Annotated in this window: 19 protein-coding genes; 15 read left to right on the top strand and 4 right to left on the bottom strand. The window is 61.0% G+C overall.

The features are described 5' to 3' along the window. Positions 1-3 precede the first annotated feature (3 nt). Positions 4-1,320, bottom strand: coding sequence for a homoserine dehydrogenase (locus tag ACSOSP_RS02385; RefSeq protein WP_455309353.1), 1,317 nt, complete (start codon positions 1,318-1,320; stop codon positions 4-6). A 27-nt stretch (positions 1,321-1,347) separates the two neighbouring features. After that, entirely contained in the window at positions 1,348-2,586 is a 1,239-nt protein-coding gene (locus ACSOSP_RS02380) for a pyridoxal phosphate-dependent aminotransferase (protein ID WP_455309352.1), read from the bottom strand. Positions 2,587-3,133: 547 nt separating this feature from the next. Between ACSOSP_RS02380 and ACSOSP_RS02375 the strand changes: the two genes are divergently transcribed. The 12 genes from ACSOSP_RS02375 to ACSOSP_RS02320 all read left to right on the top strand — a co-directional run bounded on the left by ACSOSP_RS02375 (position 3,134) and on the right by ACSOSP_RS02320 (position 17,001). Then, complete coding sequence (locus ACSOSP_RS02375; protein WP_455309351.1) at positions 3,134-3,508, top strand: Mth938-like domain-containing protein; 375 nt, start codon at positions 3,134-3,136, stop codon at positions 3,506-3,508. Positions 3,509-3,913: 405 nt separating this feature from the next. Next, positions 3,914-5,587 carry a phospholipid carrier-dependent glycosyltransferase gene (locus tag ACSOSP_RS02370; protein WP_455309350.1) on the top strand — a complete coding sequence of 558 codons (1,674 nt, stop codon included), beginning with the start codon at positions 3,914-3,916 and terminating at the stop codon, positions 5,585-5,587. A 128-nt stretch (positions 5,588-5,715) separates the two neighbouring features. Beyond that, positions 5,716-6,087, top strand: a complete 372-nt coding sequence (locus ACSOSP_RS02365) for a DMT family transporter (RefSeq protein ID WP_031359770.1) — start codon at positions 5,716-5,718, stop codon at positions 6,085-6,087. A 125-nt stretch (positions 6,088-6,212) separates the two neighbouring features. Further along, entirely contained in the window at positions 6,213-7,376 is a 1,164-nt protein-coding gene (locus tag ACSOSP_RS02360; RefSeq protein ID WP_455309349.1) for a DegT/DnrJ/EryC1/StrS family aminotransferase, read from the top strand. 113 nt (positions 7,377-7,489) lie between these two features. Then, a complete protein-coding gene (locus ACSOSP_RS02355; RefSeq protein ID WP_455309348.1) occupies positions 7,490-8,518 on the top strand; it encodes a glycosyltransferase in 1,029 nt (342 codons plus the stop codon). A gap of 52 nt (positions 8,519-8,570) precedes the next feature. Continuing rightward, on the top strand, positions 8,571-9,557 hold the full coding sequence (locus ACSOSP_RS02350; RefSeq protein WP_455310816.1) for a formyltransferase: 987 nt from the start codon (positions 8,571-8,573) through the stop codon (positions 9,555-9,557). Next, positions 9,554-10,603, top strand: a complete 1,050-nt coding sequence (locus ACSOSP_RS02345) for a bifunctional UDP-4-keto-pentose/UDP-xylose synthase (protein WP_455309347.1) — start codon at positions 9,554-9,556, stop codon at positions 10,601-10,603. Before ACSOSP_RS02350 ends, ACSOSP_RS02345 begins: the two co-directional genes overlap by 4 nt. 9 nt (positions 10,604-10,612) lie before the next feature. Continuing rightward, the gene (locus ACSOSP_RS02340; protein ID WP_455309346.1) at positions 10,613-11,509 is read left to right on the top strand and encodes a polysaccharide deacetylase family protein; all 897 of its coding nucleotides are present in this window, start codon (positions 10,613-10,615) and stop codon (positions 11,507-11,509) included. A gap of 270 nt (positions 11,510-11,779) precedes the next feature. Continuing rightward, on the top strand, positions 11,780-12,241 hold the full coding sequence (locus tag ACSOSP_RS02335; RefSeq protein WP_455309345.1) for a peroxiredoxin: 462 nt from the start codon (positions 11,780-11,782) through the stop codon (positions 12,239-12,241). A 471-nt stretch (positions 12,242-12,712) separates the two neighbouring features. Then, positions 12,713-14,578, top strand: a complete 1,866-nt coding sequence (locus ACSOSP_RS02330; protein WP_455309343.1) for a PhoH family protein — start codon at positions 12,713-12,715, stop codon at positions 14,576-14,578. 233 nt (positions 14,579-14,811) lie between these two features. Next, a complete protein-coding gene (locus ACSOSP_RS02325; RefSeq protein ID WP_455310815.1) occupies positions 14,812-16,047 on the top strand; it encodes an NlpC/P60 family protein in 1,236 nt (411 codons plus the stop codon). Positions 16,048-16,194: 147 nt separating this feature from the next. Then, positions 16,195-17,001, top strand: a complete 807-nt coding sequence (locus tag ACSOSP_RS02320; protein ID WP_455309342.1) for an SDR family oxidoreductase — start codon at positions 16,195-16,197, stop codon at positions 16,999-17,001. A 61-nt stretch (positions 17,002-17,062) separates the two neighbouring features. Here the strand turns inward: ACSOSP_RS02320 and ACSOSP_RS02315 are convergent, their stop codons facing one another. Further along, positions 17,063-18,076 (bottom strand): anion permease, encoded by a 1,014-nt coding sequence (locus ACSOSP_RS02315; RefSeq protein WP_455309341.1) that lies wholly within the window; start codon positions 18,074-18,076, stop codon positions 17,063-17,065. A 29-nt stretch (positions 18,077-18,105) separates the two neighbouring features. Then, positions 18,106-18,732 (bottom strand): DUF47 domain-containing protein, encoded by a 627-nt coding sequence (locus ACSOSP_RS02310; RefSeq protein WP_455309340.1) that lies wholly within the window; start codon positions 18,730-18,732, stop codon positions 18,106-18,108. Positions 18,733-19,439: 707 nt separating this feature from the next. Between ACSOSP_RS02310 and ACSOSP_RS02305 the strand changes: the two genes are divergently transcribed. The 3 genes from ACSOSP_RS02305 to ACSOSP_RS02295 are packed head-to-tail and all read left to right on the top strand — an operon-like array spanning position 19,440 to position 25,264. Next, positions 19,440-22,631, top strand: coding sequence for an efflux RND transporter permease subunit (locus ACSOSP_RS02305; RefSeq protein WP_455309338.1), 3,192 nt, complete (start codon positions 19,440-19,442; stop codon positions 22,629-22,631). Continuing rightward, positions 22,621-23,805 carry an efflux RND transporter periplasmic adaptor subunit gene (locus tag ACSOSP_RS02300; protein ID WP_455309337.1) on the top strand — a complete coding sequence of 395 codons (1,185 nt, stop codon included), beginning with the start codon at positions 22,621-22,623 and terminating at the stop codon, positions 23,803-23,805. The genes ACSOSP_RS02305 and ACSOSP_RS02300 overlap by 11 nt, the downstream gene beginning before the upstream one ends. Further along, the gene (locus ACSOSP_RS02295) at positions 23,798-25,264 is read left to right on the top strand and encodes an efflux transporter outer membrane subunit (RefSeq protein ID WP_455309335.1); all 1,467 of its coding nucleotides are present in this window, start codon (positions 23,798-23,800) and stop codon (positions 25,262-25,264) included. Before ACSOSP_RS02300 ends, ACSOSP_RS02295 begins: the two co-directional genes overlap by 8 nt. The last annotated feature ends 1 nt before the right edge of the window (position 25,265 follow it).

Below are 25,265 nucleotides of genomic sequence, written 5' to 3'. Positions count from 1 at the left end.
GCCCTAGTTCAATCCTTCCATGCGCAGCTTCGTCACCTTCGAGACCACGGTCGAGAGCGCCTCGATCTGCGTGATCGCCGCGTTGATTTCCCGTTCGACCGTTTCGTGCGTCAGCAGGATGATGTCGGTTTCGCCCTTGTCCTCGCCGTCGACGTGCTCGGATTCCTTCTGCAGCAACGCGTCGATGGAAATGACCTTGTCGGCGAGAATCCGCGTGATGTTGGCGAGCACACCGGTGACATCCGCCACGCGCAGGCGCAGGTAGTAACTGCTCGTCACATCCTCGATCGGCAGGATCGGCGTGTTGGCCAGTTTGTCCGGCTGGAACGCCAGGTGCGGCACGCGATGTTCCGGGTCGGCCGTATGCAGGCGCGTGACATCCACAAGGTCTGCCACCACCGCCGACGCGGTCGGCTCAGCGCCCGCACCCTTGCCGTAATAAAGCGTGGTGCCGACCGCGTCGCCATGCACGACCACCGCGTTCATCGCGCCTTCCACGTTCGCCAGCAAGCGTTTTGCCGGAATCAGCGTGGGATGCGTGCGCAACTCGATGCCCTTGTCCGTGCGCCGCGCGATACCCAGCAGCTTGATCCGGTAACCCAGCGCCTCGGCGTAGCGGATATCGATGGCGTTGAGCTTGCTGATCCCTTCCACGTAAGCCCGGTCGAATTGCACGGGCACGCCGAACGCGATCGCGCTCATGATCGTGACCTTGTGAGCTGCGTCCACGCCTTCAATATCGAAGGTCGGATCGGCTTCTGCATAACCCAGTTCCTGCGCCGCCTTCAGCGCGGTCGCGAAGTCGAGCCCGCGGTCGCGCATCTCCGAGAGAATGTAGTTCGTCGTGCCGTTGATGATGCCCGCGATGTACTGGATCCGGTTGGCCGTCAGCCCTTCGCGCAGCGCCTTGATGATTGGAATGCCGCCCGCGACCGCCGCTTCGAACGCCACCATCACGCCCTTCTTGCTCGCCGCTTCGAAAATCTCGCTGCCATGCACGGCGAGGAGCGCCTTGTTCGCCGTCACCACGTGCTTGCCGTTGGCGATGGCGCGCAGCACCAGTTCGCGCGCGACGCCCGTACCGCCGATCATCTCGGCGACGATGTCGATGGAAGGATCGTCGACGACCGTATTGAAGTCGGTCGTGATGTCGATACCTTCGGCGCCCTGCACCTTCGACGGCGTGCGCACGGCGATGCGCGTAATTTCGATGCCCCGTCCGGCGCGCCGTTTGATTTCTTCCTGATTCCGGCGCAGCACCGTGAAGGTGCCGCTGCCGACGGTGCCGAAGCCCAGCAGGCCAACTTTGATCGGTTCCATTGCAGCGTGAGTCTTATAAGAGAGGTTTTAGACAGCATGACGCTTTCGATAACCATCGAGAAAGCGCGCGATACGGTTGATGGAGTCAGCAAGATCGTCCACGTTCGGCAGGAACACCACGCGGAAATGATCCGGCGCCGGCCAGTTGAAGCCGGTGCCCTGGACCAGCAGCGTGCGTTCTTCGAGCAGCAGGTCGGTGATGAACTGCTGGTCATCGACGATCGGATACATCTTCGGGTCGAGCTTCGGGAACATGTACAGCGCCGCCTGCGGCTTCACGCAGCTCACGCCGGGAATGGCGGTGAGCATGTCGTAGGCGAGTTCGCGCTGCTTGAAAAGCCGTCCGCCCGGCACGATCAGGTCGTTGATGCTCTGGTAACCGCCAAGCGCCGTCTGGATGGCGTACTGCCCCGGCACGTTCGCGCACAGGCGCATGGAGGCCAGGATGCCGAGCCCTTCCATATAGTCCTGGGCGATGCGGCGGTTTTCACCCGTCAGGCCGGAGATGAACATCCAGCCCGCGCGATACCCACATGCCCGGTAGCTCTTCGACAAGCTATTGAACGTGACCGTCAGCACGTCATCGGACAACGCCGCTACCGCCGTGTGCTTGCGGCCGTCATAGACGATCTTGTCGTAGACCTCGTCCGCAAAAATGATCAGCCCGTGCTTGCGCGCGATCTCGATCATGTCCTTTAGCAGGTCGTCGGAGTACAGCGCGCCGGTCGGATTGTTCGGGTTGATGATGACGAGCGCTTTCGTGTTCGACGTGATCTTCGAGCGCAGGTCGTCGAGATCAGGCATCCAGTCCGCGGATTCGTCACAGAGATAATGCACCGGCGTACCGGCCGACAAGCTCACCGCAGCCGTCCACAACGGGTAGTCCGGCGCCGGCAGCAGCACTTCGTCGCCGTCATTCAGCAACCCCTGCATGGCCATCACGATCAGCTCGGACGCACCATTGCCAATGTAAATGTCGTCCAGTTCCACGCCTGCCACGCCCTTCTGCTGGCTGTAATGCATGATCGCCTTGCGCGCGGCGAACACGCCTTTCGAGTCCGAATATCCCGACGATGTGGGCAAGTTGCGGATCATGTCCTGGATGATCTCGTCCGGCGCGTCGAAACCGAACGACGCCAGATTGCCGATATTGAGCTTGATGATCCGGTGGCCCTCGTCCTCCAGCCGCTTCGCGTGCTCCAGCACGGGACCGCGAATGTCATAGCAAACGTTCTGTAATTTATTGGATTTGAGAATCGGTTTCACGGCGGGAAAGCTCACTGGGTTACTGGAAATCAGGCTCTGGATCAGGAAAATCGGCAAATAAAGTTGAAAGTCAGGTCCGCGGACTCGGCGCAGCGCCGGCCACGCCGTCGATCTCGCCCGGCGCTTCAGGCGCGGAGCGTGAAAACCGTCAAAACGGACCGGACACCGCGCAGAAACCCTAAGTATCGACGCGGAACAGGCAGTCTAGCGAAAATGCGCCGGATAGAGGCAGGTTTGGGCGGAATCGTGTGAGCTTATGGCCATCAGGCCAAGGCAAAACGCCCTATTGCGTGTCGGCAAGCAGCTTGTGGCGGCACGCGATGCATCGCGCCGCCCGGGCTCGCAACCCGCAGACGGCTGAAAAGTTATAATTTAGCGGATTATCCGTGACTTTCGCAATGCGCCACCGGCAAAACGCGTGCACATCTGGCCTCATCCCGGCGCCACGCGAGCCTTTGCAAGCTGCATTGCGCGCCAGGCTGTCCCGTTGTCACAGGCCTCTTGCGCAGTCACCTTTCGCCATCAACTTGCCTGTCGGAATACCGATTTGAAATTACATCAGGAAGCCAGCGGCGCGCTCAATACCATCACGAGTTACGGCGCCGATTACGTCGCGATCAACCTGGAGCGCCATGAAGGCAGCATCATCGTGATGCCGGAAACGCCGGTGATCGCGTGGCCCGTGTCGTCATTCGAAGCGCTGACGCAGGAAGATTTCGACGCGCTCATCGCGATCGCACCTGAAGTCGTCGTGTTCGGCAGCGGCAAGCGCCTGCGTTTTCCGCATCCGCGGCTGATCGCCAAGCTCTCCCAGCAGCGCATTGGCGTGGAGACAATGGATTTCGGCGCCGCATGCCGTACTTACAACATTCTCATGTCGGAAGGCCGCCGGGTGGCGGCTGCGCTGCTGATCGAAGCGTGAGCCAGGCTCACCGGTGGACGCCGGCATTAACGCCGCAGCAACGCTTCGGCGCGGTTTCCACGCGCCAGTGCGATAAACTGCCGCCCGGCGTCGATATCGGTACGGCTGATTCGGCTATCGGGGCACCGGTAACGCCTGTTTTCTGAGCAGCTAAGGATAAAGGACCGGCCCGCGGCCGCCCGCAGCACGGGGAACCGTACAAGGACTGGCCGTTTGGCTGGCTTGTGCGCTTCGTCAAAGCAGCGGAACCTGCATGGGCTGGCCGGGCGCTGAATACGTGCTGATACGCGGCGAAGCCTGCCCAAAACGTGCCCGTTAAGCCGGCCTTAAGCCCCAATGCGCCAAACTCGGGCCCCCATGAATTTTGCTAGCGCCGCTAAAGCGGCATCGGACAGGTCGACTCCCATGAACGATACGCCTTACCGGCTACCGCTCACCCGCCTCTCGCTTTTACTGCTGATCGCAGCACTCGCCGTGATCTGGTTCGCGCCGCTGGGCCTGCGCCATCTCATCCCAAGCGACGAAGGCCGTTACGCCGAAATGGCACGCGAAATGTTCGTGACCGGCGACTGGATCACGCCGCGTTACAACGGCTACAAGTATTTCGAGAAGCCCCCGCTGCAAACCTGGGCGAACGCGCTGACGTTCGCCTGGTTCGGCATCGGCGAGTGGCAGGCGCGCCTTTATACGGCGTTGACGGGCTTTGCCGGCGTGCTGTTGCTCGGCTACACGGGCGCGCGGGTGTTCAACGGCGTGACGGGGTTTTGCGCGGCCGTCGTGCTCGCGACTTCGCCGTACTGGAACCTGATGGGCCATTTCGACACCCTCGACATGGGCCTGTCGTTCTGGATGCAACTCACGCTCTGCAGCTTGCTGCTGGCGCAACGTCCAAACCTGCCGGTACCCCAGGTCCGCCTCTGGATGTGGCTTTGCTGGGCAGGGATGGCGCTCGCGCTGTTGTCGAAGGGGCTGATCGGCCTGATCCTGCCGGGTGCGGTGCTGGTGCTCTACACATTGATCGCGCGTGATTGGGCGCTGTGGCGCCGGCTTTATATTGGCAGCGGGCTGATCCTGTTCCTGATCATCGCCGCGCCATGGTTCGTTCTGGTCCAGATCAAGAACCCCGAGTTCCTGAATTTCTTTTTCATCGTCCAGCAGTTCGAGCGATACCTGACCCCCGAACAGAACCGTCCGGGTGCGTTTTATTACTTCGTGCCGGTGCTGATTGTCGGATTCCTGCCCTGGCTCTCGGTCGTGTTCCAGAGCGTCCGGCATGCGCTGAAGGTGCCGCGCCAGCCGAACGGCTTCGCGCCGGTCACGCTGCTCCTCGTCTGGTCGGCGTTCATCTTCTTGTTCTTCAGCGCGTCGCATTCGAAACTGCTGTCGTACACGCTGCCGATCGCGCCTTCCATTGCGCTGCTGATCGCTATCTATCTGCCGCTGCTCACGCGCGCCCAATGGCACAAGCACTTGACCGGGTACGCGGTGTTTCTCGTCGTGGCGGCTTTTGGCGCGATCTTTCTGGGCCGCATGGGCGGTGGCCACACGCCCAATGTGCTGTACAAGGATTTCCAGGTCTGGGTGTACGCCGCGCTTGCCGTCGCCTTCGTGGTCACGCTGGCTGCCATCTGGCTGAACCGGCGCAGTTCGATCGGCGGCGTGGTGCTGCTGGGAACGGCCTGGCTGCTAATGGGGACGATCGCCGGCACTGGCCACGATGTGTTCGGCCGCGAAAGCTCGGGCGTGCAACTCGTGCCCGCGGTGAAAGCCGCCATGGCCCGACTGCCTGCCGACACGCCGTTCTACTCGGTCGCCAAGCTCGATCACACCATGCCGTTCTATCTCGGCCACACCATGATCATGGTTCAGGAACCCGACGAACTGAAGTTCGGGGTCACGACGGAACCGCAGAAGTGGGTGCCGACTATCGACGAGTGGATCCAGCGCTGGGACGCACAACGCTACGGTCTGGCGCTGATGCCGCCCGGCCGGTATGACGAGCTGCTGGCGAAGCACGTGCCCATGCAGGTCATTGCGCGGGATGACCGAAGGGTGATTGTCGAGAAACCTCAGCCTTGAAACAATGGCGCCGCGTGTTGACCCGGGCTTGAACCGGGCACCGTCCGCCAGCGGATACAAAAAGCCAGAGACGCCGCCAAGCCTTACCGCTTCGCTGCTCCGCTAAAAAAACCCTATTACGGCCAACGATGAACCCGATATCCTTCATTTGCATCATCACCGGCGTCATGCTGAACGCCGGCGCCCAGTTGCTGCTGAAAGCGGGCGTGAACGCCGTAGGCCATTTCGAATTCACCCCGGCAAACATCGTACCGATCGGTTTCAAGATCGCGACGCAGTGGCCGATCATCGGCGGGCTGGCATGCTACGTGATCAGCGTAGGCGTGTGGATAGTGGGATTGTCGCGGGTCGACGTTTCCATCGCTTATCCCATGCTCTCGCTCGGCTACGTGGTGAACGCGTTCGCAGCATGGTATTTATTTGGCGAAGTCCTGACGTTGCAGCGACTGGTAGGTATCGGCATTATCCTGATCGGCGTCGTGGTATTGACGCGCGGTTGAGGGACTCGGGCGTACCTGCGTGCGCATGAGCGAACCTGAACCCGGCTGAACCTGTCTATCAAAGACTGTGCATCAAAAGAATGTGCATTAAAGATCTCACCGTTCCTTTCCTTCGCAGAGCTTCCATGACCCAGAACGCGCCTTCCAATACGCTCCCCTTTCTGCCTTTCGTACGCTCCGAGATCGACGAAGAGACAATTCAGGGCGTCGCCGACGTTCTGCGTTCAGGCTGGATCACGACCGGTCCGCAAAACCAGCAGTTCGAAGCCGAACTGTCCGCCTATTGCGGCGGCCGTCCGGTGCGCACGTTCAATTCCGGCACGGCGACCATGGAGATTGGCTTGCGCATCGCGGGCGTGGGCGAAGGCGACGAAGTCATCACCACACCCATGACCTGGGTCTCGACCAGCAATGTGATCATTGAAACAGGCGCTACACCGGTGTTCGCGGATATTGACCCGGTGACGCGCAACATCGACCTGGACCAGCTCGAAAAGGCCATTACGCCGCGTACCAAGGCAATTTTGCCGGTGTATCTGTCTGGCCTTCCCGTCGATATGGACCGGCTCTACGGCATTGCGCGCGAACATGGCCTGCGCGTGATCGAAGACGCGGCCCAGGCGTTTGGATCGTCCTGGCGCGGCCAGAAGATCGGCGCTTTCGGCGACATTATTTCATTCAGCTTTCACGCGAACAAGAACGTCACGTCGATCGAAGGCGGCGCGCTCGTCCTGAATAACGAGGAAGAAGCCGTACTCGCACAAAAATACCGGCTGCAAGGCATCACGCGCACCGGCTTTGACGGCATGGACTGCGATCTCCTCGGCGGCAAATACAATCTCACCGATGTCGCCGCCCGCGTCGGCCTCGGACAGCTCAAGCATGTGGAGCGTTTCACGGAACAGCGCCGCGAGCTGGCGCGCGCATACTTTGAAAGTTTCGCGAACGGCGCGGCCGTGCGCATGGGCGTGCAACTGCCGGTGCCGAATTTCACTGACAGCAACTGGCACATGTTCCAGATCGCGCTGCCGCTCGAACGACTGTCGCTTACGCGCTCGGCGTTCATGGGCCTGATGAAGGAACGCGGCATTGGCACCGGCGTGCACTACCCGGCGCTGCACCTGTTCACGCTGTATCGCGGCCGCGGATTTCACGAGGGCATGTTCCCGCACGCGGAAAAATATGGCGCATCAACGGTCACGCTGCCGCTGTTCACGCAGATGACCCAGGACGACGTGACGCGCGTAGTGCATGCAGTCAACGAAATCTGCGCGGCGCACGCCATTTAAGGTACTAAGTAACCGACGTAACGCCTGCAGGCAGGCCAGCACGCCACGCAGTTGACACAGCAAAACAAGAACGACATTTTTCACCACGGATACCTAGCGGAACCATCGTCAACATGAGTCAAACGGATTTTCTGCCGACCGGCCCGGAATTAACGGTCGTGGTCCCGGTGTACAACGAGGAAGAAGGCCTCGCAGCCCTCTTCTCCCGGCTGTATCCCGCGCTTGACGCGCTCGGCGCAACGTATGAAGTGATCTTCATCAACGACGGCAGCCGCGACAAGTCGGCGGCATTGCTCGCCCAGCAATTTCGCGCGCGGCCGGACACCACCCGCGTGATCCTGCTGAACGGCAACTATGGCCAGCACATGGCCATTCTTGCGGGCTTCGAACAATCGCGCGGAGACAGTGTAATTACGCTCGACGCCGACTTGCAGAATCCCCCCGAGGAAATTGCCAAGCTGCTCGAGAAGATGCGCGACGGTTACGACTACGTCGGCACGATTCGCCAGCAACGCCAGGACAGCTTCTGGCGCAAGAAAGCGTCGCGCCTGATGAACCGGCTGCGCGAGCGCATCACGCGCATCAGGATGACCGACCAGGGCTGCATGCTGCGCGGTTACAGCCGGCACATCATTGACACCATCAACCGCTGCGGCGAAATCAACACCTTCATTCCCGCGCTGGCCTATACGTTCGCGCAGAACCCGATCGAAATCGATGTCGCGCATGAAGAGCGCTTCGCCGGGGAATCGAAGTATTCGTTGTACAGCCTGATCCGCCTCAATTTCGACCTGGTGACCGGATTTTCGGTCGTGCCGCTGCAGTGGTTGTCCTTTATTGGCGTGATCCTGTCCGTGGGGTCCGCGGGCCTGTTCCTGCTGCTGTTGGTTCGACGCTTCATGTTCGGCGCGGAAGTCCAGGGTGTGTTCACCCTGTTCGCTATCACGTTCTTCATGCTCGGTGTGATCATCTTCGCGCTTGGGCTGCTTGGCGAGTACATCGGCCGGATCTATCAGCAAGTGCGCGCGCGGCCCCGTTACCTGGTGCAGACCATCCTGGAAGAGCGCGACGGCAAGCTTGCGCGAACCATGCCACGCCAGGAAGCGGTCGCAGCAATCAGCCGGGAAGTCGATCCGCTATGAGGTCACTATGAATCCGGCGCCGGTCAATGCAAATGCTACAACCGCTCCGCGCGTGAAGCCTCGTGCGGTCGTGTTCGCGTATCACAACGTGGGCGTGCGCTGCCTGCAGGTCCTGCTAGCACGCGGCGTGGAGGTGGCGCTGGTTGTCACGCACGAAGACAATCCTGACGAGAACATCTGGTTCGGCAGCGTGAAGTCGGTGGCAGCGGATCATGGCGTCACGGTCATCACGCCCGCCGATCCCAAGTCGCCCGAATTGCATGATGCGATCAGCGAACTCGCGCCGGACTTCATTTTCTCGTTCTACTACCGGCACATGCTGCCGGTCGGCCTGCTCGCGCTCGCCGCCCGCGGTGCGTACAACATGCACGGTTCGTTGTTGCCGAAGTATCGAGGCCGCGTGCCCACCAATTGGGCCGTGCTGAACGGAGAAACGGAAACGGGCGCGACGCTGCACGAGATGGCCGCCAAACCGGATGCCGGGGCGATCCTTGCCCAGACGCCCGTGCCCATTCTCCCCGACGACACCGCCGCGCAAGTCTTCGACAAAACCACTGTCGCCGCCGAACAAACCTTGTGGCGTGTCTTGCCGGCGTTGATCGCGGGCGAGGCGCCGCATTTGCCGAACGATCTCACGAAAGGCAGCTACTTTGGCGGCAGGAAGCCGGAGGATGGCCGCATCGACTGGTCGCATACTGCGCAGCAGGTCTACAACTTGATTCGCGCCGTTGCGCCGCCGTATCCGGGGGCTTTTACGGACATCGGGCAGGCGCGGTTTATCGTCGCGCGGGCTCGTCTCGTGCCCGAAAACGGCCTGCCGGGAATCGACGCCGAGACCCTGCGTGAGGTTTCGAATTTGCCCCCTGGGCTGCACGTGAAGGATAATGCGCTGTTTGGCGTATGCGGCGACAGCCGCGTCGTCGCCATCCGTGAATTACGGCAACCATTCGTGGACGAAAGCCAGACTCCAGCCGGCGGCGAACGCGTCGTCAGTCCCGCCGAATTCGGCCGACTCACTCAATCACTTCCTCATTCATGAAAAAAGTCCTGATCCTGGGTGTCAACGGCTTCATTGGCCACCACCTCTCCAAGCGCATTCTCGAGACGACCGACTGGGAAGTCTTCGGCATGGACATGCAACGCGACCGTCTCGGCGACCTCGCCAATCACGAGCGCATGCACTTCTTCGAAGGCGACATCACGATCAACAAGGAGTGGGTCGAATATCACATCAAGAAGTGCGATGTGATTCTGCCGCTGGTGGCCATTGCCACGCCGGCGACCTACGTGAAGCAGCCGCTGCGCGTGTTCGAACTCGACTTCGAAGCGAACCTGCCCATCGTGCGTTCGGCTGTGAAGTACGGCAAGCATCTCGTGTTTCCGTCTACGTCCGAGGTGTACGGCATGTGCACCGACGAGCAATTCGACCCCGAAGAATCGCAACTCAGCTACGGCCCGATCAACAAGCCGCGCTGGATCTACGCGTGCTCGAAGCAGTTGATGGACCGCGTGATCTGGGGCTACGGCATGGAAGGCCTGAACTTCACGCTGTTCCGCCCATTCAACTGGATCGGCCCGGGCCTCGACTCCATCTATACGCCGAAGGAAGGCAGCTCGCGCGTGGTCACGCAGTTCCTCGGTCACATCGTGCGCGGTGAAAACATCAGCCTGGTCGATGGCGGCGCGCAAAAGCGTGCGTTCACGGATATTGACGACGGCATCGGCGCGTTGATGAAGATCATCGAAAACAAGAACGGCGTGGCGACGGGCAAGATCTATAACATCGGCAATCCGAGCAACAACTTCTCGGTGCGCGAACTCGCGCACAAGATGTTGAAGCTCGCCAACGAGATCAGCGAATACGCTGAAAGCGCGAAGGCGGTTCAGCTTGTGGAAACGTCGTCTGGCGACTACTACGGTGCGGGTTATCAGGACGTGCAAAACCGGGTGCCGAAGATCGACAACACGATCCAGGAACTCGACTGGAAGCCGGTCGCGACCATGGACGACGCGTTGCGGAAGATTTTCGAAGCCTATCGCGGCGATGTAGGCACGGCGCGGCGCCTTGTCGAAGATCAGTCTTAAGGACGGCGCGTGGCTCGCATCGTTCTGAAAATCGACGTCGATACCCTGCGCGGCACGCGCGAAGGCGTGCCGAATCTCGCGCGCCTGCTCGACAAATATCACGCCCGCGCCACGTTCCTGTTTAGCCTCGGACCCGATCACACCGGCTGGGCGTTGCGTCGCGTATTCCGCCCCGGGTTTCTCAAGAAGGTGTCGCGGACGTCGGTGGTCGAGCATTACGGCATCAAGACGCTCATGTACGGCGTGCTTCTGCCGGGACCGGATATCGGCCGCCGTGCAGTAGCCGAAATGCGCGCCATTCATGAAGCGGGCTTCGAGTGCGGCATCCACACGTGGGACCACGTGTACTGGCAGGACAATGTCCGCGCGGGAAACCGTGAGTGGACGGCCAAACAAATGCAGCGCAGCCACGCGCGTTTCGTCGAAATCTTCGGCACGCCACCCGTTACGCACGGCGCGGCGGGCTGGCAGATGAACGGCTATGCGTTCGAACAGATCGACGCGTGGGGCATGAAATACGCGTCCGACGGGCGGGGTCACACACCCTACATCCCGGTGCTCGACGGCCGAACGCTCAATCACGTCCAGATGCCCACCACGCTGCCTACGCTGGACGAAATCCTCGGTGTAGATGGCGTGGACGTGAGCAATGTTGCCGCGCATTTGCTGGGTCTCACGTCGAAGCAGGCGCACGACCAGGTCTTCACGCTGCACGCCGAGCTGGAAGGACAAAAGCTCGCCGCGGTGTTCGAGCAACTGCTGGCCGGCTGGAGCGCGCAAGGTCACAGCTTCTGCACGATGGGCGACTATCATGCGACGCTGGACCGTACGACGTTGCCCACGTACCCTGTCGCGTGGGGCGAGATTCCAGGTCGCGCGGGCGAGCTGATACTCCAACCGGATTGACGCTGGTTGGGCCTGTTCTTGGGGCTAGGTTGGCGGCCTTTTTTACGGCCGTTTCCGCAACTGGCATCTGTCGCAGGCCCGGTCGGACGGTGCCCAGTCCTTCCCGAATGCGCACTACCGTTCCAACGTGCTCGCTCTCCAGAAACCGCACGTCTACTTATAAAAGCAACATCTTTCATGAGACCGGAGTAAGCGCATGGGACCAGAGTAAGGCACTGAAGTGCCAACTCTGGTCGACACGCCAACTCCGGCCAACAAAGGAGAAACTTCGTGCCGATCGCAGTCGATCAACTCGTTCCCGATTTCACCGCGCCCGCAACCGGCGGCGACTTTTCGCTGTCCAGTCTGCGAGGCAAGAAAGTCGTGCTGTTTTTTTATCCGAAAGACAACACTCCGGGCTGTACCACGGAAAGCCTGCAGTTCCGTGATCTCTATGCGCAATTCAAGAAGGCAGGCGCTGAAGTGATCGGCATCTCGCGTGATAGCGTGAAATCGCACGACAACTTCAAGGCGAAGCTGGAACTGCCCTACACGCTGGTGTCCGACTCCGACGAAGCTATTTGCACGCTCTTCGGTGTCATCAAAATGAAGAAAATGTATGGCAAGGAAGTACGCGGAATCGAGCGTTCGACCTTCCTGCTGGACGCGAAAGGCGTGCTTCGCCAGGAGTTCCGTGGCGTAAAGGTTCCAGGCCACGTCGAGCAGATTGTGGAAGCTGTACAAGCGCTTTGAGGCACGTTATATTGATTCGCAATGAGCGCGTGCCCTTCCCTCCATTTCTCTTTGCGTAGCGTCCGGTGTTTCGCGGTTTTCCCCGCGACCGGCACGGGGTTCCGCTACACGCCACGTCTGCAATTCAGGGACGTGGCGGAAGTTGAAAGGCGCTTTGAAGCAGGCGCTGTCGAGCCGCTGGTCCCATCGTCCGGGACGGCGGCTTTTTTGTTTGCGGACGTTCCCTCACCCGCAGCGTGTGCGCCCTGGGCGCCCCGCGCCGTCCGTGCGTTTCATCCCCGTTTTCTTCAGGACGCAACTTCCAAGGAGCCGATCGAAATCTAGGCGAACCGGCGTTTTCGAAACCGAAGCGCGTCTCCGGGCGCAAACTGCATCGACGTCAGGACTTCTGGCCTGAAGACCGAACGTCGGCTCACGCAGGATGCGACAGGCGACGCACGACATACGATCCGAATCCTATCGAGGAAAACCATGCCTTTGCCTACCGCACCCGTCAAGCTCGGCAACCTCCTGCCGTCTGAAGAATACAAAGCCAAAGTCCGGCCTGCCCGAACATCGAAAAAGCAGGCAAGCGACGGCGATCCAGTTGAAACCGAAGCCGATTTCGGCGCGAGCGTCGGCGCTTCGCGGCCTGCGGCCGCGAACACCGCCAATACGTTGCGCGCCATAGCAAGCGAGACGTTGGCAAACGCAGCCAAAGGCTCAGCTGTCGAGGCCTCTGAAGCCGCGCCCGCCGCGCGCACGCGTCGCGCGAAACAAACGGCGGCGTTGCTGCAACCTGCTGCTGCGCCGGCCGAACAGGTCGAAACCACGCCAGTTGTTGCTCGTACGCCGGTCGAAGCGCGTACGCCGGTGCGCGCCGAAGCACCGGCCGCGCCCGTGGCTGCGGCATCGCAGCCGCGTGGTCAGCAAAAGCGCCGTCAGCGCGGCCAGCCGGAAAACGAGATCGGCAAGCTGTTCGTGCTCGATACAAACGTGCTGATGCACGATCCGTCATCGCTGTTCCGATTCGAGGAACACGACGTCTATCTGCCCATGATGACGCTCGAGGAACTCGATAACCACAAGAAGGGCATGTCGGAAGTGGCGCGCAATGCGCGTCAGGTGAGCCGCACGCTGGATGCGCTGGTGGCGCACGTCGGCGAGATGTCGGCGGGTTTGCCGTTGTCCGCGCTGGGCAATCGCGATGCAACCGGCCGCCTGTACTTCCAGACCACGCTGACCGATATCGAGCCGGTCGAAGGCCTGCCGGTTGGCAAGGCCGATAACCAGATTCTCGGCGTCGTGCGCGCGTTGCAGAAGGAGCGCACGGATCGCCAGGTCGTGCTGGTGTCGAAAGACATCAACATGCGCATCAAGGCTCACGCGCTCGGCCTGCCCGCTGAAGATTATTTCAACGACCAGGTGCTGGAAGACAAGGACCTGCTCTATTCCGGCGTGCGCGCGTTGCCGTCCGACTTCTGGACTAAGCACGCGAAGGGCATGGAAAGCTGGCAGGAAACCAAGACGGGCACGACGTATTACCGCGTGACCGGTCCGCAATGCGCGTCCATGCTGGTCAACGAGTTCGTGTATTTCGAACCGCAGAACGGCGAACCGTCGTTCTACGGCATCGTGCGGGAGTTGAACGGCAAGACTGCGCTGCTGCAAACGCTGCGCGATTACAGCCATCACAAGAACAACGTGTGGGGCATTACATCGCGCAATCGCGAGCAGAATTTTGCTTTGAACCTGCTGATGAACCCGGATGTGGATTTCGTCACGCTGCTGGGTCAGGCCGGTACCGGCAAGACCTTGATGGCATTGGCCGCGGGCCTCGCGCAGGTGCTCGACGACAAGCGCTATAACGAGATCATCGTGACGCGTGCGACGGTGCCGGTTGGTGAAGACATCGGCTTCTTGCCGGGTACGGAAGAGGAAAAGATGCAGCCGTGGATGGGCGCATTCGACGACAACCTCGAAGTCCTGCAAAAGACCGACGACGCCGCCGGCGAATGGGGCCGCGCCGCCACGCAGGAACTGATCCGATCGCGCCTGAAGGTGAAGAGCATGAACTTCATGCGCGGCCGGACCTTCGTGGACAAATACGTGATCATCGACGAGGCGCAGAATTTGACGCCGAAGCAGATGAAAACGCTCGTCACGCGCGCCGGTCCGGGCACGAAGATCGTGTGTCTGGGCAATATCGCGCAGATCGACACGCCGTATCTGACGGAAGGCAGTTCGGGCCTGACGTACGTAGTTGACCGCTTCAAGGGCTGGACGCATAGCGGTCACGTCACGCTCGCGCGCGGCGAACGCTCACGTCTGGCGGATTACGCGTCCGAGATTCTTTAAATTCTTTAGATTTTCGACACGCTTTGAAAGCCCGGCAAGCATCGCTTGCCGGGCTTTTTTGTGTCTTTGCTGCGTGTTTTGGACCTGAAAACGCGTGCGCAAGAAGCAACACTTACAGCGTAAACCTCAAGTGACTTATCAAGATAACTTGCCCGCGCCTCGTCTGACGGGCTAGTATCGCGAGACCGCCATCACGGCGAGCGCTCATGTTCACCCTCGGCTCGCCCTTACGAATGCGTCGACTCTGGTCACTGCTGCTTCTCACCCTCGTCACCCTCCTCGTTGCCGCGTGCTCGAGTGCGCCGACGCGGGTGTCGCGTGCACCGGCTGCATCGAACGCTACCGCTTCCAATCGCACCTTCGCCACACCCTCCGGCTTCCCGAATTTCGTCGATCACAGCGTCGGACGCGAGGAAATTTCCATCCAGGCGATGTCGCTCGTGGGCGTGCCGTATCGCTGGGGAGGGAATACGCCGGAGGCAGGTTTCGATTGCAGCGGGCTGGTGCGCTATGTGGTGGATCGGGCGGCGTCGGTGAACCTGCCGCGAACGACAGCGGATATGAGCGTGCGCGGTGAATCGATTGAGCCCGACGAAGTGGCTCCCGGCGACCTGATTTTCTTCAACACGACGGGCCGGCCGCATTCGCATGTCGGCATCTACGTGGGAAAACTGCGCTTCGTGAACGCGCCGTCGACTGGCGGCACCGTGCGGCTCGATTACCTCACCAATCCGTATTGGGCGAAGCGTTTCGATGGCATCCGGCGCGTCGCGCCGCCGAAAGCCGCGCCAGCCCCGTTCGATACCCCGACCTATCTGGCTTCCCCGGTTCCGGTGCCTGCTCCGGCAGACGGCGCGTCATCGGGCCGTCCGCCGACGCAAGTTGCCGCGACGGTCAACGCAGCCGTTGTTGCCGATCGGTATGAACCGCCGGCCGCCGCGCCAACGACGGCAACAACGGCAACAACGGCACCGCCAACAGGCTCGTATCGTACCGCTGCCGATCAGTTCGAACCGCCGCCCGCGTTATCAGCCGCACGACAGCAGGCGCAATCGGCGGGCGCTGTGCCGCCGGCAATCGCCACGGCCCGCTCCAGCGCTGATCCGTTCGAACCGCCGCCGTCCTCGCTTTCCGCCGCACAACGTCAATCGCAAGCCGCAAACGCAACGCCTCCGCCACGCGCGCCGCAGGCTGAATCGAATGCGGTCGCGGCGGCATCGAATACACCCGACCCCATTGCAACTGCCGCCGACGCGTTCGAACCGCCGCCACCCACCGCCCGGCTGGCGGCGCAGCAAGTGCGTTCCGTGCAAGAGCAACAACCTTCTTCAGTCGGCCGAATTCCCGCCGCCGACCCATCCGCCCACGTGATGCGCGCGTCCACGAATCCACTCACGAATCCACGCACGCCCACGCGCCCCGCTGGCGCCGACGACCCCATCGCGAAGTTCGCCAACGGCAGCTACTGAGCCATCACCCGCCCGCCAGGTTCAGCGCGTTTTCCGAACCGCACACACTTCCCAGCGTCTGCTATCGTGTCTCGATAACGATTCGATGCGTGTCGAGTTGACCGCCGTATCGATCATCGACCATCGGCCTCGAAAGGAGTGAACCTCATGGACTTGGGACTCGCCGGCAAGATCGTGCTCATCACGGGCGGCAGCAAGGGTATCGGCTTCGCGTGCGCGCGGGCATTTGCAGCGGAAGGCGCGCGCGTCGCGATTGTTTCACGCGACCCGGCCAATCTCGCCCGCGCTCGCGAAGAACTCGCGAAAGATGGCTTCCACGTGCATCTCGCGCGTGCCGATCTTCACGAAGCGCACAGCGCGCAAGATGTGGTCGAAGAAGCGACGGGCGCGCTCGGCCCGATCGATATTCTCGTTAATTGCGCGGGCGCCGCTAAACGCTACGATCCCGATCTCCTCGATGCCGCCGCCTACAAGGCCGCGATGGAAGCGAAATATTTTCCCTGCATCTACCCTCAGCAAGCCGTGCTCAAGCAAATGGCCGAACGGCTGAAGGCGAACCCCAAGGCCGAGCCCGGCGCGGTGGTGAACATCATCGGGATGGGAGGGAAGATCGCGAGCGATATCCACATCGCGGGCGGCGCGGCGAATGCGGCGCTGATGCTAGCAACCGTCGGGCTCGCGCATCATTACGCGAAGCTCGGCATTCGTATCAACGCGATCAATCCGGGTGCGACGTTGACGGAACGGGTTGAGGAAGCGCTGGCGCTCGAAGCGCAAAGACTGGGGGTGACGCGAGATGAAGCGTTGGCGCAAAGCCAGGCAAAAGTGCCGCTCGGCCGATACGCGAAACCCGAGGAAATTGCAGACGTCGCGCTGTTCCTTGCAAGCCGCCGGGCGAGTTATGTATCGGGCGCGATCATTCCGATGGACGGTGTCGGTGCGCCGTTGATTTAAGGCACGAAGCACAAAGCACGGGTGACTTATGGCCAGGTCACCCGCAAGTCGCTCGCTGCGTTCAAGGAAGAAAGCGGTGTCCGAGCCACCAAGCGGCGGCGGCCATCACGGCAGACGCCGGTATGGTTAATATCCACGCCCACACGATGTTCCCCGCCACGCCCCAACGCACTGCGCTGAACTTCTGGGTCGCACCAACGCCGACAATCGCGCCGGTGATCGTGTGCGTGGTCGATACGGGAATACCGAGGAAGGACGCGACGAACAGCGTAATCGCCCCACCCGACTCCGCGCAAAACCCGCCGACCGGCTTGAGCTTCGTGATCTTCTGGCCCATGGTACGCACGATGCGCCAGCCGCCGAACAGCGTACCGAGCCCCATCGACAGATAACATCCGCCGATCACCCAGATAGGCGGCGCGTCGGCAACTGCTGACCAATACCCCGCCGCAATCAGCAGCATCCAGATAATGCCGATGGTCTTCTGCGCGTCGTTACCGCCGTGACCAAGGCTATACAACCCCGCCGATATCAGCTGCCAGCGTCTGAACCGCCGGTCCACCTTGGATGGCGGCGTGCGGAAATACATCCACGACACGATCAGCATGAACAGCGACCCGAGCACGAAACCGAGCAGCGGCGAAATGAAGATGAACGAGACCGTCTTGAGCAAGCCGTCCATATTCAGCGAGCCCCAGCCCGACTTCGCCCACGCCGAGCCGACCAGCCCGCCGATGAGCGCGTGCGAAGAACTGGACGGAATGCCGTAGTGCCACGTGATGATGTTCCAGCCGATCGCCCCAACCAGCGCACCGAAGATCACATATTGATCGACGATAGCCGGATCGATCGTCCCTCTGCCGACCGTGGCGGCAACCTTCAAATGGAACACGAAATACGCAATGACGTTGAACGCGGCAGCGAACGCCACGGCTTGCTGAGGTTTCAGCACGCCCGTGGACACAACGGTTGCAATGGAGTTGGCGGCGTCGTGGAAGCCGTTCATGAAGTCGAACACGAGTGCGACCACGACGAGCGTAATGACAGCCCAGAGGGCGAGTTGAATCGAATGCATCGTTTATCGAGTGAGTGGCGCGGCTGAAATCAGGCGTTTTCCAGCACGATGCCTTCGATGATGTTCGCAACATCCTCGCATTTGTCGGTGATCGTCTCGAGCAACTCGTAGATTGCCTTGAGCTTGATCAGCGTCTTGACGTTGTCTTCTTCGCGGAAGAGTTTCGACATGGCCGAGCGCAGCACCCGGTCGGCATCCGATTCCAGACGGTCGATTTCTTCGCAGATCTTGAGGATTTCGCTCGCGCGTTTCATGTCGGCGAGCAGCTTGACGGCATGCTGTACGCGCTCGCAGGTGGCCGTGCTGATATGGGCGAGCTGGCTCATTTCCGCCGTCGATTCGCGCACGTCGTAAAGCGAGATGGCGGTGGCGACGTCTTCCATCAGATCGAGGATGTCGTCCATCGTCGTGATGAGCTTGTGGATTTCGTCGCGGTCCAGCGGCGTAATGAAGGTTTTGTGCAGCAGGTCGATGGTTTCGTGCGTGAGCTTGTCCGCACGTTTTTCGTTCATCTGGACGTTCTGCTTATGGACTTCCATCTGGTCCATGTTGTCGATCAGCAGTTCGAGTTCGTGACTGGCGTCAACGATGCACTTTGCGTGCGCATTGAAGATTTCGAAAAATTTGCCCTCGGTGGGCATGAAGCGACCGAACATGAAAATCCCGAAAAGTAATTTTTCTGCGTTGAATCAACTATTTACCGAAACACGCACAATGAAGGGCGGCGCACATCGATATGACAAACGCGTGACAGGTGGGATTCTATCGGAAAAGCGTCCGCTCACCGCCGGGGCGTGTCAGGCCGCCACAACCTCCAGGCGTAGCGAGTGCTCGATCTCGGTTTGACAGTCGAGGACTGAGTTGCGCGATCCAGGGAAGTTGGCGTCGAACTCGTAGTCCCAACCAACGCTTCCCAAGCAAATACGGCGTCACGCGACACATGGCAGAAATGACAGTAAAAGGCCGTAATAAAAACATTCCGCGCGTCTCTCGCCTTTACTAAACAAGCTTGTGTTTGCCCTGCAGAAAACCCTGAGTCCGTTACAAGTTATGGCGCGAGCGCTTATTCGCTGTCCGTGATGTCTTACTGAAAATTGGCAGCATCGGCCTAAAACGTCATTCCAAACCGCTCCTGCGCGCTGCAGCTTTGTTTTCCTTTGTGTACATTGCCGCATTGTCTTCGTTGCAGACAAAATCACGCGGGCTCGATGCTTTATTTCAAGTCGACTTCTTAATGACGATCTGGAAAGTAATTCGAAAGATCTCATGGGTTTGAGCTTGACTCAGCAGTGCAACGCCGACCGGATCAGAAACTCGCAGCATCAAGGCAACGTTTAGTTAAACCCCAAGTCCTGGAACTCTCATGCTCGGCCTAGTACGTATCGCTCTCAGACGGCCATATACGTTTGTCGTCCTGGCGATCCTCATCCTGATCATCGGACCGCTTTCCGCGATCAGAACGCCGACCGATATCTTTCCCGATATCCGCATTCCCGTGATCAGCGTCGTATGGCAATACACGGGCTTGCCGCCGGATCAAATGGTTGGACGAATCACCTCGCCGTTCGAGCGTTCACTGACCACGACGGTGAACGACATCCAGCACATAGAAGCTGAATCGGTTAATGGCTTCGGCATCATCAAGATCTTCTTCCAGCCGGGCGTGAACATCAGTAACGCGAATGCCCAGGTGACCGCCGTCTCGCAGACGCAATTGCGTCAATTGCCACCGGGCACCACGCCGCCGCTGATCCTGAACTACAACGCATCGACGGTGCCGATCATCCAGCTCGCCCTGTCGGGCAAAGGTCTCACCGAACAAAACCTCGGTGACCTTGGACTGAACCAGTTGCGTCCGGCGCTGGTGACTGTGGCCGGTGCGTCGATACCCTATCCGTTCGGCGGCAAGTCGCGTCAGATACAGATCGACATCGACCCAACCGCATTGCAGGCGCGCGGCCTGTCGGCGCAAGACGTCGCCAATGCGCTCGCCGCGCAGAACCTGCTGACGCCAATCGGTACGGAAAAAATCGGCGATCACGAATACACGCTGCAGTTGAACAACGCGCCTTTCGCGCTTAAAGCGCTAGGCGACCTGCCGATCAAGGCGGTCAACGGCACCACGGTTTATATCCACGATGTCGCAAACGTCCGCGACGGCAGCCCGCCGCAAACGAATATCGTGCACGTGGACGGCAAGCGTTCGGTGCTGATGTCGGTGCTGAAGAACGGCTCGGTGTCAACGCTCGGCATCATCGCCGGCATCAAGCAGCATGTGCTCGACGCAAAGGCTTCATTGCCCGACGCGTTGCAGATTGCGCCCATCGGCGACCAGTCGCTGTTCGTGCGCGCCGCCATCAGCGGCGTGGCCCGCGAAGGCGTGATTGCGGCCGCGCTGACCAGCCTGATGATCCTCTTGTTCCTCGGCAGCTGGCGCTCGACCGTCATCATCGCGACCTCGATTCCACTCGCCATTCTCGGTTCGATAGCGACCCTGTCCGCGCTCGGCGAGACGCTCAATATCATGACGCTCGGCGGCCTTGCGCTCGCGGTGGGGATCCTGGTCGACGACGCCACCGTCACTATCGAAAATATCAACTGGCATCTGGAGCAAGGCAAGCAGGTGGAAGAAGCCATCCTCGATGGCGCCGCGCAGATCGTCACGCCGGCGTTCGTGGCGCTGCTCTGTATCTGCATTGTGTTCGTGCCGATGTTTTTCCTCGATGGCGTCGCGCGCTTCCTCTTCGTGCCAATGGCCGAGGCCGTGATATTCGCGATGGTCGCATCGTTCATCCTGTCGCGAACGCTCGTTCCCACGATGGCGAAATACCTGCTGCATCCGCACAACCTCGATGAAGATGCGCACGAAAAGAAGCGCCCCGGCCCGCTCGGTCGTTTTCAGCAAGGCTTCGAACGACGCTTCGAAAAGATCCGCAGTGGCTATCATGGCTTGCTCGAACTGGCGCTTAACCATCGTGCGCCGTTCGTCAGTTGCTTTCTCGGCTTCGTCCTGATCTCGTTTGCGCTCGTGCCTTTGCTCGGCCGCAACTTTTTCCCCGATGTCGACGCCGGGCAAATCCTGTTGCACGTACGTGCGCCGGTCGGCGTGCGGGTCGAGAAAACCGCGCAAATTTTCGCGGACGTTGAAGGATCGATTCACCAGATCATTCCGTCCGCGGAACTCTCCACGATGGTCGATAACATCGGCCTGCCGGTCAGCGGGATCAACCTCGCTTACAACAACACCGGGACCATCGGCTCGCAGGACGGCGACATCCAGATCGCGTTGAACGAAGATCACCGGCCGACAGCCGAGTACGTGCGGCAGATGCGCGAGAAATTGCCGCGCCTTTATCCGGGCGTAACGTTCTCGTTCCCGCCGGCGGACATCATCAGCCAGATCCTGAACTTCGGCTCGCCGGCGCCTGTTGACTTGCAGGTTCGCGGCAACAACCTTCCCGCGAACTTCGCTTACGCCAACCGGCTGCTGCGCGAAATCCGCCAGATTCCCGGCGTAGTCGATGCACGTATCCAGCAAGCGCAAAACTCACCAACGTTCAACGTCGATGTCGATCGCACTCGCGCGCAACTGCTTGGCATCAATGAGCGCGACGTCACGAACAGCCTGGTCGTGAACCTCGCGGGCTCGAGTCAGGTTGCGCCGACGTTCTGGCTGAACAATGTGAACGGCGTGTCGTATCCGATCGTGATGCAGACGCCGCAATACACGCTCGATTCACTTGCCTCGCTGCAGAACCTGCCGATCACGTCGAGCCTGCAGAGCAGCGGCCAGATTCTTGGCGGCCTCGCGACGGTTCAGCGCACGAACACCAACGCGGTCGTCAGCCAATACAACATCCAGCCGATGGTCGAGATTTTCGCGACCACGCAGGATCGCGATCTCGGCGCGGTCGCCTCCGACATCCAGCGCGTGGTGAAAAACAATGCCGGTGCGCTGCCGAAGGGTTCATCTGTCGCGCTGCTCGGCCAGGTGCAGACCATGAACAGCGCGTTCGCCGGCATGTTGTTCGGCCTGCTCGGCGCGGTCGTGTTGATCTACCTGATCGTGGTGGTCAACTTCCAGTCGTGGGCCGATCCGTTCGTGATCGTCACGGCGTTGCCGGCGGCGCTTGCAGGCATCGTCTGGATGTTGTTCGCGACCCATACCACGCTGTCCGTGCCCGCGCTGACGGGGGCGATCATGTGCATGGGCGTGGCGACCGCCAACTCCATTCTCGTGGTCAGCTTCTGCCGCGAGCGCCTTGCCGTTCACGGCGACCCGTTCAAGGCGGCGCTCGAAGCCGGCTTCACCCGTTTCCGACCGGTGCTCATGACGGCTCTGTCGATGATCATCGGCATGGCGCCGATGGCCCTCGCCATGGGCGAAGGCGGCGAACAGAACGCACCGCTTGGCCGCGCCGTGATCGGCGGCCTGATTTTCGCTACCACCGCGTCGCTGCTCCTGGTCCCGGTGATCTTCTGCATCATTCACTCGCGCCCTGGCCGCGCGATTGCCCCGACACCCGTGACGGGAGGTCCTGCTCATGTCGTCTGAACCTGTTATCAACAATCAACCCGTGCCGCGTCGTCGGCTTGTCGTGATCGGCGTGGTGGGTATCGCGGTTGCCGTGCTCGTGGTCGCTGCCGGCGTCACGCTGCGCGCCGTCGATGCCCGCAACCTCAAGACCTGGACCAACGCGCAGGTCGTCCCAACCGTGAACGTGATCCATCCGGTCAGCGCGACAAATGGTCCGACGCTTGACCTGCCTTCGCATCTCGAAGCGTATTCGCGCGCGCCGATCTTCGCGCGCGTTAGCGGTTACCTGAAGTCGTGGAATGTGGATATCGGCGCACCGGTGAAGGCCGGGCAACTGCTCGCGGTGATCGAGTCGCCCGAGCTCGACCAGCAACTGTTGCAAGCCCGTGCGGACCTCGCCAGCGCGCAAGCCAATGCGGCGCTCGCGGGGACGACCGCGAAACGCTGGCAGGCGCTGCTTGGCACGGATTCCGTCGCCCAGCAGGAAGTCGACGAACGCACCGGCGACTACACGGCCAAGAAAGCCACCGTTGCGGCCGCGCAGGCCAACGTGGATCGTTTGCTCGCCACCAAGGGCTTCGAGCGCATCGTGGCGCCGTTTGACGGCGTGGTGACCGCGCGTGACACGGATGTTGGCGCGCTGATCAATGCGGGCAGCGGCGGTGTCGGACAGGAACTGTTCACCGTCTCCGACGTGAAGCAGTTGCGCGTGTATGTGCAGGTGCCGCAGAGCTACGCCCCCGATGTCCGCAGCGGCACGACAGCAACGCTTTCCGTGCCGGAATATCCCGGCCAGCGTTTCGCGGCGCGCGTGATTGCATCGGCGGATTCGGTCAGCGCATCGTCGGGGACGACGCTGGTTCAATTGCTGGTCGATAACGCCGACGGCAAGCTCTTGCCGGGCGGTTTTGCCAGCCTGAAATTCAAGCTGCCGGTGCAGGCAAACGCGGTCCGGGTTCCCGCCAGCGCGCTCGTATTCGATGCGCGCGGCCTGACGGTCGCCACGCTGGGTGCGAACAGCCAGGTCGTGTTCAAGAAGGTGACGATCAATCGTGATTTTGGCGACTCGGTCGAGATCGGCTCGGGGCTCGTCGCGAGCGATAACGTGATCGATACCCCGCCGGATGGTCTCGTTGACGGCGATCACGTGCAAGCCGCCAGCGCCGACAAGAAGGTGGCCGCCAATGGCTAGGTTACGTGTCCCGGTGCTGCTCGCCGGCACCTTCGCGCTCGCCGCCTGCTCGCTCGCGCCGGACTACAAGGTGCCCGCAACACCTGTCGTCGCGCAATATCACACTGTCGGGCCGTGGATCAGCGCACAGCCCGCCGATCAGCTGGATCGCGCGGGCTGGTGGAAGATGTACAACGACGCGCAGCTCGACGATCTCGAAACGCGCCTGCTCGCGAACAACACGGATCTTGAAGCGGCGTTCGCGCACTATCGGCAGGCGCAGGCGTTCGTGGATCAGGTGTCAGCCGGGCTGTTTCCGAAGATCAGTGCGAACGCCGTTCCGCAACGCGACCGGCAGTCGTACAGGCGGCCATTGCGTGTAGGTGGCCCTAATGATTACAACTCCGCCACGCTCGGCGGCGAGATCGATTACGACCTCGACCTGTGGGGCCGCGTGCGGGACTCCGTGGTAGCGGGCAAGGACGAAGCGCAGGCATCGAAAGCCGATCTTGCATCGGTGCAACTGAGCCTGCAGATCCAGCTCGCCGATAGCTTCATCCGCCTGCGCGGCCTTGATCAGCAGACGAAGTTGCTGAACGACACGGTCGCGGCCTTTGCGCGCGCGCTGCAACTCACGCAAACGCTGCATGGAGGAGGACTTGTTTCAGGGCTCGATGTATCGCGTGCACAGACACAGTTGTCATCGGCGAAATCGCAGTTGTCGCAGAACCTCGCACAACGCGCGTTGATCGAACATGCCATCGCCGAACTGGTTGGCGCGTCTGCGTCCGAGTTCAGTTTGCAAGAGCAAACGGCCGATATCACCTTGCCCGTGATTCCGGCCGGCTTGCCCTCCACCCTGTTGCAGCGGCGCCCCGACATTGCCGCGGCCGAGCGCCGAGTGGCAGAAGCCAATGCGAAGATTGGCGTGGCCCGCGCGGCCTACTTTCCTTCCATCACGCTCAGCGCGCAGGCTGGATTTCAGAGCAGCGCTTACTCGAACCTGATTAGTGCTCCGACTTTGTTCTGGGCTATCGGTCCACAACTCGTGCAATACGTCTTCGATGGCGGCTTGCGCCGCGCGCAACTCGATTCGGCGAAAGCGGCCACCGATGAAGCCGGCGCGCGTTATCGCGGTGTCGTGTTGTCGGCGTTCCAGCAAATCGAGGACAACCTGTCACTGCTGCAGGACCTTGGCACGGCGCTCGAACAACAACGCGATGCCAGCAACTCGGCGCAGTATTCCGTCGATCTGGCGCTGCACCGCTATCGGCAAGGCGCAGTCGGGTATCTGGATGTCGTGCAGGCGCAGACGGCCGCGCTCGACGCCCAGCGGGGCGTGCTCGATATCCAGACACGTCAGCTCAGCGCGAACGTGCAATTGATCAAGGCGCTGGGCGGTGGCTGGTCAAGCGAAGAGCTGGCGAGCACGGCGGCGGCGCCGGTGCTTGTTGCCGCGGGTGAGAAACCGAAGGAATAGT

The organism is Caballeronia sp. KNU42 (assembly GCF_053760385.1).
The sequence above is the reverse complement of the archived record's forward strand: the minus strand, read 5'-3'. Positions and strand labels throughout refer to the sequence as shown.

Excerpts from the sequence above, each read along its gene's own strand:
- ACSOSP_RS02295 (WP_455309335.1), top strand. The coding sequence starts at position 23,798 with ATGGCTAGGTTACGTGTCCCGGTGCTGCTCGCCGGCACCTTCGCGCTC.
- ACSOSP_RS02320 (WP_455309342.1), top strand. The coding sequence starts at position 16,195 with ATGGACTTGGGACTCGCCGGCAAGATCGTGCTCATCACGGGCGGCAGC.
- ACSOSP_RS02305 (WP_455309338.1), top strand. The coding sequence starts at position 19,440 with ATGCTCGGCCTAGTACGTATCGCTCTCAGACGGCCATATACGTTTGTC.
- ACSOSP_RS02345 (WP_455309347.1), top strand. The coding sequence starts at position 9,554 with ATGAAAAAAGTCCTGATCCTGGGTGTCAACGGCTTCATTGGCCACCAC.
- ACSOSP_RS02360 (WP_455309349.1), top strand. The coding sequence starts at position 6,213 with ATGACCCAGAACGCGCCTTCCAATACGCTCCCCTTTCTGCCTTTCGTA.
- ACSOSP_RS02385 (WP_455309353.1), bottom strand. The coding sequence starts at position 1,320 with ATGGAACCGATCAAAGTTGGCCTGCTGGGCTTCGGCACCGTCGGCAGC.
- ACSOSP_RS02365 (WP_031359770.1), top strand. The coding sequence starts at position 5,716 with ATGAACCCGATATCCTTCATTTGCATCATCACCGGCGTCATGCTGAAC.
- ACSOSP_RS02330 (WP_455309343.1), top strand. The coding sequence starts at position 12,713 with ATGCCTTTGCCTACCGCACCCGTCAAGCTCGGCAACCTCCTGCCGTCT.
- ACSOSP_RS02315 (WP_455309341.1), bottom strand. The coding sequence starts at position 18,076 with ATGCATTCGATTCAACTCGCCCTCTGGGCTGTCATTACGCTCGTCGTG.
- ACSOSP_RS02300 (WP_455309337.1), top strand. The coding sequence starts at position 22,621 with ATGTCGTCTGAACCTGTTATCAACAATCAACCCGTGCCGCGTCGTCGG.
- ACSOSP_RS02370 (WP_455309350.1), top strand. The coding sequence starts at position 3,914 with ATGAACGATACGCCTTACCGGCTACCGCTCACCCGCCTCTCGCTTTTA.
- ACSOSP_RS02325 (WP_455310815.1), top strand. The coding sequence starts at position 14,812 with ATGCGTCGACTCTGGTCACTGCTGCTTCTCACCCTCGTCACCCTCCTC.
- ACSOSP_RS02310 (WP_455309340.1), bottom strand. The coding sequence starts at position 18,732 with ATGTTCGGTCGCTTCATGCCCACCGAGGGCAAATTTTTCGAAATCTTC.
- ACSOSP_RS02355 (WP_455309348.1), top strand. The coding sequence starts at position 7,490 with ATGAGTCAAACGGATTTTCTGCCGACCGGCCCGGAATTAACGGTCGTG.